We start from the raw sequence: 12,781 nt of genomic DNA on the forward strand, positions 1-12,781 counted from the left end.
GAGGCTCCTGACGGATGCGGACATGCTCAGCGTACGCTCGCGCCGACCCGGCCCCGGCCGCCCTGGCGGCTTCTGTTCCCCTTGCGGACTTTTGCGCCCGGTGTGCCGGGTGCAAAAGTCCGATCCGGCACCAGTTGCTTGTGTCGGGGCCGGTGAGCGGATGCGCGCACCCAATCGAGCGGGCTCGGCCGGCGTGCGTGCGCCCGCGAGCATCCGCGTCCGCGCTGGTTCACTCCGGTGGGTGCCCGGGGCTGTCCCTCCGGCGCGAGCTGCCCCGCCGCAGGGACAGCCAGGCGGCCAAGCCCAGAGGCAGCGGCAGCCAGTACTCGAGCAGCCGCCAGCCCAACACCCCCAGCAGCGCGGCCCCGCGCGGGGCACCGAACGCGATGAGGGCCGGCACCATCACGGCCTCGACGATGCCCAGGCCTCCCGGAGTGAGCGGCAGCATCGCGACGATCGTGCCCAGCCCGTAGACCGTGAGCAGGGGGCCGAATGCCAGCGGATACCCGAACGCGGCCAGCAGCACCCACAGGGCGGCCGCATCCAGCAGCCAGTTCGCGGCCGACAGCACCACCACCACGAGCAGCCGGCGCGGATGCGTGGCCAGTAGTCGGATCTGACCGCCCAGCGTGCGCACGAACGACTCCGCTCCGGCCTCGGTCACCAGCGGCAGCCGGCGCGCCACGGCACGGGCCGCCGTGACCGATCGGGCCGGGTGCCGGGTGAGCAGCCACACCGCGAGAGCCGCGGCGGCCAGCAGGGCCAGCACCGCAATGCCGGCGACGCGGTAGTAGAGGTTGTCCGAGAACGTGCGCAACGACAGGGCCACGCCCAGGGCGAAGAGGGCGCCGAGAGCCAGGTTCGACCCGGTGAGCTGGATGGTCGCGGCCGTCAGCGCGTTCTCCGGCCGCACGCCCGCTTGCCGCAGAAACCGGTACCGGGCGGCCGCGGCCGTGGCGCCGCCGCCGGGCACCGCATTCCGGATACCCAGGTCGGTGAGGTCGATGCGCAGCAGCGTGCGGAAACGCGGCGTGGGCGGCCCGATCATCTCCGCCGACAGGGCGCTGTAACACAGCAGCGACGCCAGCTCGAGGGTGAGCGCGGCCAGCACGAGCGACGGCGAGATCGACCCGAACGACTCCAGCGCCCGCACGCCGCTGGCGTACTGCGGCACGAGCACCACCCCCACGATCACGAGCAGCAACAGCACCGACGCGGCGATGACCAGCGGATGCCGGCGCCGAGCCGTGGCCGCCGGGTGGGGCGGCTCGGTGCCGGTGCCGGGCAGACCGGGCTCGGGCGCACCGGGTTCGGGCACCAGGTCCGCGTCGTCGGTCATGGCCCACTCCCACGCACACGTCGGTGGTCGGGATGCGGCTCGCACGCGTGTGCTCACGTCACAGTCTCCACCCGCGCGCGCCCCTCCGCATCCGCCGTACGGGGACCAGTCGCGCCGAGAACGAGCGGCTCAGCGCGCGGCGGCGGCCGCCTTGCGGCGGGCTGCGGGGGTGATCTCCCGCCGCACCCAGGTGATCACATGCGCGGCGGTGAAGCCGCGTCCGCAGAGGCCGCAGGCCAGCGGCCGGGTGGGCTTGCGGTAGCGGTAGTGCGTGTGGCCGGCCGAGCAGGTGCCCACCCAGGGGGCGAGGTCGTCGGCGATCTCCCCGTCGTGGGTGCGCTTGCCGTCATAGCCGAGACCGGCGGCCACGCTGCGCCAGGCCGGACCGTGGCCGGCGCGGGCACCGGCCAGGGCGTGCGCCACCTCGTGCAACAGGATCTGGTGGATCTCGTCGTCGCCGTACCGGGCGGCGAGGTAGCGCGACACCGTGATGCGCTTGAGGGTGAAGTTGCACAGCCCCGCCCGCTTCTTGGCGTTGTCGAAATCGAACGTCCAACTGGGGTCGAGGTGCAGGGCGATCAGCGCGTCGGCCCAACGGCGCACGCGCACGAGGTCGGCCATCAGGGCGCCACCTGCACCTGGTAGAGGCGGTCGTCGCCGGGGGAGGGGGAGCCGCGGCCATCGGTATTGTTCGTCACGAACCACAGTGTGCTGCCGGGACCCGACACCACGTCGCGCAGCCGGCCGAAGCTGTTCACAAACCAGTCGTCCACGGTGCCTGTGGAGGAGTCGACCCGCCACATCCGCTCACCGCCCAGCGCGGCCAGGAACAGGGTGTCGCCGACGCTCGCGAGCCCGCTCGGGCTGGCCTCGTCGGTGGACCACTGCTGCACCGGGTCGGTGAATCCGGGTGTCTGGCCGATGCCCTCTACCTCTGGCCAGCCGTAGTTGGCGCCCGCGGTGATGAGGTTGAGTTCGTCCCAGGTGTTCTGGCCGAACTCGCTGGCCCAGAGCTGCCCGGCGGAATCCCAGGCCAGACCCTGCGGGTTCCGGTGCCCGAAGGAGTACACCAGGGTGCCGAACGGGTTGTCCGCCGGCACCTCGCCGGTGGGCGTCATCCGTAGGATCTTGCCGCCCAGCGAGTCGAGGTTCTGCGCGTTGCCGGTGTTGCCCGCGTCGCCTGCGGTGGCGTAGAGCATGCCGTCGGGTCCGAACTCGAGCCGGCCGCCGTTGTGGTTGCCGGCCGCGGGAATACCGGTCAGCACGCTCTCCGGCTCGCCCAGTCCGAGACTGCCCGCGGCGCCGGTGACCGGCATCCGCACGATGCGGTTGTCGGATGCGGCGGTGAAATACGCGTAGACCCAGCCGGTGTCGTCGTCCCCCGGCAGGTACGCCAGCCCGAGCAGCCCGCCCTCGCCGTTCGGCACCACCCCGGCAACGGTCGCGGCGTCACGCAGACTACCGTCGGGCAGCAGTTCCCGCACGAGTGCGGTGTCGCGTTCGCTGATCAGCGTGGCCCCGCTCGGCAGGCGCAGGATCGACCACGGGACGTCGAGGCCCTCGGCGATCACCACGGGGTCGCCGACCGGATGCACCGGCGCGGGCGCCGAAGCCGTGGCCGGGGCCGTGCTCGTCACCTCGGGAGTCGGCTGCGCCGGGGTGCTCGAGCTGACGCTGAGACGCGGGGCGCTCGCCGCGCAGGCGCAGAGCAGCGCGACCGTACTCGCGGCCACCAGGCCGCCCCAAACTCGTCTGTGATGCATCACCTGAAGAATGCCATGAAAGGCAGGGAAACCACCAAAATCAGGGCGACCTCGGATGCAGAACCTTTCGCTGCACCTCGTGTGGCCGGCTGCGCCCCCTATAGCGGGCGCGGTGGCGCACAGGGGGTGCAGCGAATGTGCGGGCGACGCCATCCGGCGCATCCGGGCAGCAGTGCAGCGAGTGCCGCGCGAGGCCCGGCGCGAAGCCGCGACTCAGCGGTCGGTGCGGCGTTCGCCGATGAAGGACTCCACCACGGCGACCGCGATCAGCGCGCTCTCCAGCTCGTCGGGGGATGCCCCGGCCTTCTCGCGCAGGAACACCGCGGCTGTGAAATCGGTGAGGGCACCCTCGAGCTCGTCCTGCTCGAACTGCACCTTGCCCCGGGTCTCCCGGGCGAAGGCTGCCGTGAGATTCCACTCGTGCGTCTCCGACTCGAGCACGCACTGCGTCAGCTCGGCGGCGGCCTCCTCGAGCTTGCCCTGAAACTGCATCACCTGGGCGCGGCGGATGCGGCAGAGAACGAAGTCCTGCCGGTCGCCGGTGAACCGCGCCTGGCGTAGCGCTTGATTGGCGATCTCGAACGCCTCGTCCAGGCGGTCGAGCAGGCGCAGCAGCGTGACCTTCTCGTTGAGGGCAGACAAGCTGCGGAGTTTGCCAAGGTCGTCGAGTCGTTCGGCGGCGGCGGGGAGATCGACTTTTTCCCGGAGGGTGACGGCGTCGTAGCCAGTGATGATGGTCAGGATGATGTCCTTGACTGGGCGGCCGAGGGGTGCCGCGGGTGAGATCGGGTTCCTCTCAAGGGTAACCCGACCCGGCCGCGCCGGCCCCCGCGGGCGGGGCGTGCCGCGGCGCTCCATCCGCATTCACGCCCCCAGCAGTTGCCCGTGAGGACTTCTGCGCCCGGAGTGCTGTGTAACTGTTGCCCGCGCGGACTTCTGCGCCCGGCGCGCGGGAACCATTTGTCCGAACGGGGAACACTCGCCGATGCGCGGGCCGGGAAGCGCCGGTCCGCGACGGAACAATCGCGCTAGTTGCCGATCTGGAAGACCGTGCGGCCGGGCAGCGGGGACGGCGTGGCCGTCGCATCCGTTGACACCGACGCGGTCGCCATGAATTGAGTGAGCTCGGCGCCCTCGACCACCTTGGCCGGATGCGGGCCGCCGGCCAGCAGGCGGGGCACCCAGTGCAGGTCGAGCGGGGTGTGTGCGGCCACGAAGACGATGTTGCCGAACCGGCGCCCCTTGAGCACCTGCGTCTCGGCCAGGCCGATGACGTGCCCGAACACCGCCGACAGGGTCGCGGCCTGGCCGCGGGCGAAGGCGAGTCCGGGGCCATCGGCCACGTTCACGGCCAGCACGCCGCGCGGCGAGAGCAGCGGAGCGGCCAGTTCGTAGAATTCCCGGCTGGTCACGTGCGCGGGGGTGCGGGCGCCCGAGAAGATGTCGACCACCACGAGGTCGACGGATCCGTGCAGCCCGGCGGGCAGCTTGCCGAGCACCTCGCGGGCGTCGCCGTGCCGCACGCGCAGGTTGGCGCGCTTGTCCCAGGGAAGTTCGGCGCGTACGAAGTCGATGAGGTCGCTCTCGATCTCCACCACCTGCTGCCGGGACCCCGGCCGGGTCGCCTCTACGTAGCGGGGGAGGGTGAGGGCGCCGGCGCCCAGGTGCACGGCCGTGATGGCCTCGCCCGGGTCGCCGATCAGGTCGATGACATGCCCGATGCGCTGGATGTACTCGAAGAACAGCTCATCGGGGTTGTCGATGTTGACGTGCGACTGTGGCGTGCCGTCCACCACGAGCTGGTAGCTGCCCGGCGTGAAGCGATCGGGCTCGATCACGGCCTGGTGCCCGCTCAGTTTCAGCGTGATCGTCGGATGCTCGTGCTCGCCCCTGCTCATTCCCCCAGTCTGACAGCCCCACCAGCCACCCTTAAACCGGGTTATACCTGAGAATTTGACGAAGGTCAACATTCGAGTAGACATGGCGAGTCAGAGCGCATATAGTTGACCTTTGCGCTCCCAGATTTAACTCTGCCTTCATATTGCGGTCGGCTTTGCGTGCTCAAGCCACCTTGCAGCACATTACTGCGCCGGATGTCCTCATATCGCGGATAGACATCCCAGCTGCAGGATCTGTGGAGTCCATACCAAATTACTAACAGTGATTAGACCTGACGGGGTCCACGGAGGTTACTTCCTTGGCTGCTGCGCGCAACGCAACCACCAATTCACCCAAGAACGGACGAGCCGCTGGCCGTCTTTCGTTCGCAAAGATCACCGACAATCTCACGGTTCCCGATCTGCTCGCTTTGCAGACCGAAAGCTTTGACTGGCTCGTTGGCAACGACATCTGGAAGGCTCGCGTCGCCGAGGCACAGGCGGCCGGTCGACAGGACCTGCCCACCCGTACCGGCCTCGACGAGATCTTCGAGGAGATCTCGCCCATCGAGGACCTCAGCGAGACGATGCAGCTGTCCTTCACCAACCCGGAGCTCGAGCCGGAGAAGTACACGATCGACGAGTGCAAGGAAAAGGGCAAGACCTACTCCGCACCGCTGTACGTGAACGCTGAGTTCATGAACCACCTCACCGGTGAGATCAAGACCCAGACCGTGTTCATGGGCGACTTCCCGCTGATGACCCCCAAGGGCACCTTCGTGATCAACGGCACCGAGCGTGTCGTCGTGTCGCAGCTGGTGCGTTCGCCCGGTGTGTACTTCAACCGCGAACAGGAGAAGACCTCCGACAAGGACATCTACTCCGCCCGCGTCATCCCGAGCCGTGGTGCCTGGCTCGAATTCGAGATCGACAAGCGCGACCAGGTCGGCGTTCGCATCGACCGCAAGCGCAAGCAGTCCGTCACGGTGTTCCTCAAGGCTCTCGGCCTCACCTCCGAAGAGATCCTCGAAGAATTCAAGGGCTTCGCGTCCATCGAGCTCACCCTTGAGAAGGACAACATCCTCACCAAGGAAGAAGCCCTCAAGGACATCTACCGCAAGCTGCGTCCGGGCGAACAGGTTGCTGCCGAGGCCGCGCGTGCGCTGCTCGACAACTTCTTCTTCAACTCCAAGCGCTACGACCTGGCCAAGGTTGGTCGTTACAAGATCAACCGCAAGCTGGGCCTCGAGGCGCCGCTGAGCGACTCCGTCCTCACGCTCCAGGACATCCTGGCCACGATCAAGTACCTGGTTGCGCTGCACGACAACCAGACCACGATCCGCGGCACGCGCGACGGCGTCGAGACCGACATCCGCATCGACATCGACGACATCGACCACTTCGGTAACCGTCGTATCCGCGCCGTCGGCGAGCTCATCCAGAACCAGGTCCGCACCGGCCTGTCCCGCATGGAGCGCGTCGTTCGCGAGCGCATGACCACGCAGGACATCGAAGCGATCACCCCGCAGACCCTGATCAACGTGCGCCCCGTCGTCGCCGCGATCAAGGAGTTCTTCGGTACGTCGCAGCTGTCGCAGTTCATGGACCAGAACAACCCGCTCGCAGGCCTGACGCACAAGCGTCGCCTGTCCGCGCTGGGCCCGGGTGGTCTGTCCCGTGACCGCGCAGGCGTCGAGGTGCGAGACGTTCACCCGTCCCACTACGGCCGCATGTGCCCGATTGAAACCCCTGAGGGCCCGAACATCGGCCTGATCGGTTCGCTCGCCTCGTTCGCGCGGATCAACGCTTTCGGTTTCATCGAGACCCCGTACCGTCGCGTCATCGACGGTGTCGTCTCCACGACGATCGACTACCTCACCGCAAGTGAGGAAGACGAGTACATCGTCGCGCAGGCCAACGCCCCGCTGACCAAGGCCGCCCGCTTCGCTGAGGGCCGAGTTCTGGCCCGTAAGAAGGGTGGAGAGGTCGACCTCTTCCCCGCAGAAGACATCGGCTACATGGATGTCTCGCCGCGCCAGATGGTGTCCGTCGCGACCTCGCTCATCCCCTTCCTCGAGCACGACGATGCTAACCGCGCACTCATGGGTGCCAACATGCAGCGTCAGGCTGTGCCGCTGCTGCTCAGCGACAGCCCGCTGGTCGGAACCGGTATGGAGGGCTTCGCGGCCATCGACGCCGGTGACGTGCTCACCGCACAGAAGTCCGGTGTGGTCATGGAGGTGTCGGCTGACGTCGTAACCATCCAGCTCGACGAGGGTGGAACTCAGGACTACTACCTGCGCAAGTTCAGCCGCTCCAACCAGGGCACCAGCTACAACCACCGCGTCATCGTCAACGCCGGCGAGCGTATCGAGGCCGGCGAGGTCATCGCCGATGGTCCCGCTACCGACAACGGTGAGCTCGCACTCGGAAAGAACCTCCTCGTGGCATTCATGTCATGGGAGGGTCACAACTTCGAGGACGCCATCATCCTGAGCCAGAACCTGGTGAAGGACGACGTTCTCTCCTCGATTCACATCGAAGAGTACGAAGTTGACGCGCGCGACACCAAGCTGGGCAAGGAAGAGATCACCCGCGACCTGCCGAACGTCTCCCCGGATCTGCTTGCAGACCTGGACGAGCGCGGCATCATCCGCATCGGTGCCGAGGTTCGCCCCGGCGACATCCTCGTGGGCAAGGTCACGCCGAAGGGCGAGACCGAGCTTTCCGCCGAGGAGCGCCTGCTGCGCGCGATCTTCAACGAGAAGAGCCGCGAAGTTCGCGACACCTCGCTGAAGGTTCCCCACGGTGAGCGTGGCACCATCATCGGTGTCAAGGTCTTCGACTCGCAGGATGGCGACGACGAGCTCGGCTCGGGCGTCAACCAGCGCGTTGTGGTCTTCATCGCCCAGAAGCGCAAGATCACCGAGGGTGACAAGCTCGCCGGTCGTCACGGCAACAAGGGTGTCATCTCCAAGATCCTGCCGGTCGAGGACATGCCGTTCCTCGCCGACGGAACCCCGGTCGACATCATCCTGAACCCGCTGGGCATCCCCGGTCGAATGAACTTCGGACAGGTCCTGGAGACCCACCTCGGCTGGATCGCCAAGCAGGGCTGGCAGGTTGAGGGCAAGCCCAAGTGGGCCGGCCGTCTGCCCGAAGCCGCGCACAGCGCCGCCCCGAACACCAAGGTCGCGACCCCGGTGTTCGACGGCGCGCTCGAGGAGGAAATCGCCGGTCTTCTCGACTCGACGACTCTGACTCGCGACGGCGACCGCCTGATCGACTCCACCGGAAAGACGCAGCTGTTCGATGGCCGCTCCGGCGAGCCGTACCCGATGCCCATCGCGGTCGGATACATGTACATCCTGAAGCTGCACCACCTTGTCGATGACAAGATCCACGCACGCTCCACGGGCCCGTACTCGATGATCACGCAGCAGCCGCTGGGTGGTAAGGCACAGTTCGGTGGACAGCGTTTCGGTGAGATGGAGGTGTGGGCGCTCGAAGCATATGGAGCCGCTTACGCCCTGCAGGAACTCCTGACCATCAAGTCGGACGACATCCTCGGCCGCGTCAAGGTGTACGAAGCCATCGTCAAGGGCGAGAACATTCAGGAACCCGGTATCCCCGAGAGCTTCAAGGTTCTGATCAAGGAAATGCAGTCGCTGTGCCTGAACGTCGAGGTGCTCTCGGCCGATGGAACCGCAGTCAGCCTGCGCGACACGGATGACGAGGTCTTCCGCGCAGCGGAGGAGCTGGGCATCAACATTTCCACCCGGTTTGAGTCGTCCTCAATCGACGACATCTAAGCCTGGCCACTGACGAATACTCGAAAACTTTCCAAGGAGAGAAATTGCTCGACGTAACAACATTTGACGAGCTTCGCATTGGCCTGGCCACCGCTGACGACATCCGTCGTTGGTCGCACGGTGAGGTCAAGAAGCCCGAAACCATCAACTACCGCACGCTCAAGCCCGAAAAGGATGGCCTCTTCGGAGAGCAGATCTTCGGACCGTCCCGCGACTGGGAGTGCTCGTGCGGCAAGTACAAGCGAGTGCGCTTCAAAGGCATCGTCTGTGAGCGCTGTGGCGTAGAGGTCACGAAGTCGTCTGTGCGCCGTGAGCGCATGGGCCACATCGAACTCGCCGCCCCCGTCACGCACATCTGGTACTTCAAGGGTGTGCCCTCGCGTCTCGGTTACCTGCTGGACATGGCTCCGAAGGACCTCGAAAAGGTCATCTACTTCGCCGCCTACATGGTCATCGAGGTCGACGAAGACGGACGCCACCAGGACATGCCTGGGCTGGAGAACGAACTGCGCCTCGAGATCAAGACCCTCGAAGGTTCACGCGACTCCCGCATCGCCGACCGCCTGCAGCGCCTCGAAACCGACCTCGCAGCACTGGAGGCCGAAGGCGCCAAGAGCGACCAGAAGAAGCGCACCAAGGACGCCGCCGAGAAGGAGATGTCCCAGGTCCGCAAGTCGGCCGACGAGCAGATCGCTCACCTCGAGCGTGTGTGGGAAGACTTCCGCACCCTCAAGGTCGGCGACCTGAAGCCGGAAGACTCCGTCTTCCACGAGCTCCAGGACCGCTTCGGCATGTACTTCGAGGCCTACATGGGCGCCGAGGCCATCAAGAAGCGCCTCGAGGCGTTCGACCTGGTCACCGAGAGCGAAAACCTGCACCTGCAGATCGCCGAGGGCAAGGGTCAGAAGAAGATCCGCGCCATCAAGCGTCTGCGCGTCGTCAACGCCTTCATCATGACCGGCAACTCGCCGGCCGCGATGGTGCTCGACGTCGTGCCGGTCATCCCGCCGGAACTGCGCCCGATGGTGCAGCTCGACGGTGGCCGCTTCGCGACCAGCGACCTCAACGACCTCTACCGTCGTGTGATCAACCGCAACAACCGTCTGCGTCGTCTGCTTGACCTCGGTGCTCCCGAGATCATCGTGAACAACGAGAAGCGGATGCTGCAGGAGGCCGTTGACGCGCTCTTCGACAACGGTCGTCGTGGCCGCCCGGTCACGGGTACCGGTAACCGCGCCCTCAAGTCCCTGAGCGACATGCTCAAGGGTAAGCAGGGTCGGTTCCGTCAGAACCTGCTCGGTAAGCGCGTTGACTACTCCGGCCGTTCGGTCATCATCGTCGGCCCGCAGCTGAAGCTGCACCAGTGTGGTCTGCCCAAGCAGATGGCTCTGGAGCTCTTCAAGCCGTTCGTGATCAAGCGCCTGATCGACCTGAGCCACGCTCAGAACATCAAGGCCGCCAAGCGCATGGTCGAGCGCAGCCGCCCGCAGGTTTGGGACGTGCTCGAGGAGATCATCCGTGAGCGCCCGGTTCTGCTGAACCGTGCACCCACGCTGCACCGCCTCGGTATCCAGGCCTTCGAACCTCAGCTCGTGGAGGGTAAGGCCATCCAGCTGCACCCCCTCGTCTGTGCGGCGTTCAACGCCGACTTCGACGGTGACCAGATGGCTGTGCACCTGCCGCTGTCCATGGAGGCCCAGGCCGAAGCGCGCATCCTGATGCTCGCCTCGAACAACATCCTGAAGCCGTCCGACGGCCGTCCGGTGACCCTGCCCACACAGGACATGATCATCGGTCTGCACCACCTGACCACGCTCAAGGACGGCGTCACCGGCGAAGGCCGCGCGTTCACCTCTGTTTCGGAGGCCATCCTGGCCCACGACCAGAAGTCGCTCGACCTCAACGCCAAGGTGCGCATCCGCATCAGCGACCTGTACTTCACCGAGGGCACCCAGCCCGACGGTGTCGAGCTGGTCGACGGTCAGGCCGTCGGAACCGTACTGGTGAACACCACGCTGGGCCGCGCCATCTTCAACGAGGCGCTGCCGGCTGACTACCCGTACTTCGAGAAGGTTGCCGACAAGGGCACCCTCTCGGCCATCGTGAACGACCTGGCAGAGCGGTACCCGAAGGTGGAAGTAGCGGCAACGCTGGACCGCATCAAGGACGCCGGCTTCTACTGGGCCACCCGTTCCGGTGTGACCGTCGCGCTCAGCGACATCCTGACGCCTCCGAACAAGAAGGAGATCGTCGGCACGTACGAGAAGATGGCCGCGAAGGTCCAGACGCAGTTCGAGAAGGGTCTCACGACCGACCTCGAGCGTCGTCAGGAGCTCATCCAGATTTGGACCAAGGCGACCGAAGACGTCGCCGCGGCCATGCAGGCGAACTTCCCGGCTGACAACACGATCAACCGGATGGTCACCTCTGGTGCTCGTGGTAACTGGCTGCAGGTGCGAAACATCGCCGGTATGCGTGGTCTGGTTAATAACCCGAAGGGTGAGATCATCCCTCGCCCGATTATCTCGAGCTACCGCGAAGGCCTGTCCGTCGCCGAGTACTTCATTGCTACTCACGGTGCTCGTAAGGGTCTGGCCGACACCGCTCTGCGTACCGCAGACTCCGGGTACCTCACGCGTCGTCTCGTCGACGTCTCGCAGGATGTCATCATCCGCGAAGACGACTGCGGCACGACCAAGGGTCTCGACCTGCCGATCGCCACGAAGGATGCCGCGGGAGTTCTCTCGCGTCACCCCAACGTGGAGAACGCGGTTTACGCTCGCAGCCTGGCCGCCCCCGCGGTCAACGCCAAGGGCGAGGTCGTCGCTGACGCCGGAGACGACGTCGGTGACGTGATGATCGAGAAGCTGGTTCTGGCCGGCGTCGAGAACATCAAGGTGCGCTCGGTGCTGACCTGCGAGTCTGCCGTCGGTGTGTGTGCGGTCTGCTACGGCCGTTCGCTCGCTACCGGCTTGCTCGTGGACATCGGAGAGGCCGTCGGCATCATCGCCGCACAGTCGATCGGTGAGCCCGGCACGCAGCTGACCATGCGTACCTTCCACACCGGTGGTTCCGCATCCGCAGACGACATCACCCAGGGTCTGCCCCGGGTGCAGGAGCTCTTCGAGGCGCGTACCCCCAAGGGTGCATCGCCGATCGTCGACGTTGCCGGCCGCATCACCATCGAGGACACGGATCGTAGCCGCAAGGTGATCCTGACCCCCGACAACGGTGACGAAGCCATCGCCTACCCGGTGCTCAAGCGTGCGACCCTCCTCGTCGAGGATGGCCAGCACGTGGAGCTCGGCACGCAGATCATCATCGGCGCCGTCGACCCGAAGGAAGTTCTTCGAGTCAAGGGTGTCCGCGCGGTGCAGAAGCACCTCGTCGGTGGCGTGCAGGATGTCTACCGTTCGCAGGGCGTGCCGATTCACGACAAGCACATCGAGGTCATCGTTCGTCAGATGCTTCGCAAGGTGACTGTTGTGGAGCACGGCGACACCGGCCTGCTGCCGGGCGAGCTCGTTGACCGGTTGAAGTACAACGAACTCAACCGCACCGCGCTCACCGAGGGCAAGAAGACGGCTTCGGCTCGTCAGGAAGTCATGGGTATCACCAAGGCTTCGCTGGCTACCGAGTCGTGGCTGTCGGCCGCTTCCTTCCAGGAGACCACCCGGGTTCTGACCCAGGCGGCCATGGAAGGCAAGAGCGACCCGCTGATGGGCCTCAAGGAGAACGTGATCATCGGTAAGTTGATCCCGGCCGGCACCGGTCTTCCCCGCTACCGCGACGTCAACGTCGAGGCAACGGATGAAGCCAAGGCTGAGCGTTACCCGAACCGCATCTTCACCGATGATGCAGCGTTCACCGAGGGTGACCTGAGCTTCGTCGACTTCGACAGCTTCTCGTCGGACGACTTCACCCCCGGTACGTACAACTAACCGAGGTTGATTCTAAGGATGGCCCTCTGCTTCGGCAGGGGGCCATTCC

At 66.0% G+C, this 12,781-nt stretch carries 7 protein-coding genes; 2 read left to right on the forward strand and 5 right to left on the reverse strand.

Annotation, left to right across the window (positions count from 1 at the left end; translation table 11 throughout):
- Positions 1-229 precede the first annotated feature (229 nt).
- The 5 genes from DOE79_RS15755 to DOE79_RS15775 all read right to left on the reverse strand — a co-directional run bounded on the left by DOE79_RS15755 (position 230) and on the right by DOE79_RS15775 (position 5,000).
- Complete coding sequence (locus tag DOE79_RS15755; RefSeq protein WP_120339328.1) at positions 230-1,339, reverse strand: lysylphosphatidylglycerol synthase transmembrane domain-containing protein; 1,110 nt, start codon at positions 1,337-1,339, stop codon at positions 230-232.
- A 129-nt stretch (positions 1,340-1,468) separates the two neighbouring features.
- Positions 1,469-1,960 carry a SprT-like domain-containing protein gene (locus tag DOE79_RS15760; protein ID WP_066597755.1) on the reverse strand — a complete coding sequence of 164 codons (492 nt, stop codon included), beginning with the start codon at positions 1,958-1,960 and terminating at the stop codon, positions 1,469-1,471.
- Positions 1,960-3,102, reverse strand: a complete 1,143-nt coding sequence (locus tag DOE79_RS15765; RefSeq protein ID WP_120339329.1) for a PQQ-dependent sugar dehydrogenase — start codon at positions 3,100-3,102, stop codon at positions 1,960-1,962. Before DOE79_RS15765 ends, DOE79_RS15760 begins: the two co-directional genes overlap by 1 nt.
- A gap of 213 nt (positions 3,103-3,315) precedes the next feature.
- Positions 3,316-3,744: a hypothetical protein gene (locus DOE79_RS15770; protein ID WP_084021440.1), complete on the reverse strand. Its 429-nt coding sequence runs from the start codon at positions 3,742-3,744 to the stop codon at positions 3,316-3,318.
- Between the two features lie 386 nt (positions 3,745-4,130).
- Complete coding sequence (locus DOE79_RS15775; RefSeq protein ID WP_120339330.1) at positions 4,131-5,000, reverse strand: spermidine synthase; 870 nt, start codon at positions 4,998-5,000, stop codon at positions 4,131-4,133.
- A gap of 299 nt (positions 5,001-5,299) precedes the next feature.
- Between DOE79_RS15775 and rpoB the strand changes: the two genes are divergently transcribed.
- Entirely contained in the window at positions 5,300-8,791 is a 3,492-nt protein-coding gene (rpoB, locus tag DOE79_RS15780) for a DNA-directed RNA polymerase subunit beta (RefSeq protein WP_120339331.1), read from the forward strand.
- Between the two features lie 44 nt (positions 8,792-8,835).
- On the forward strand, positions 8,836-12,732 hold the full coding sequence (locus tag DOE79_RS15785) for a DNA-directed RNA polymerase subunit beta' (RefSeq protein ID WP_120339332.1): 3,897 nt from the start codon (positions 8,836-8,838) through the stop codon (positions 12,730-12,732).
- Positions 12,733-12,781 lie beyond the last annotated feature (49 nt).

The sequence above is a fragment of the Cryobacterium soli genome (assembly GCF_003611035.1).
Classification (GTDB): Bacteria; Actinomycetota; Actinomycetes; order Actinomycetales; family Microbacteriaceae; genus Cryobacterium; species Cryobacterium soli.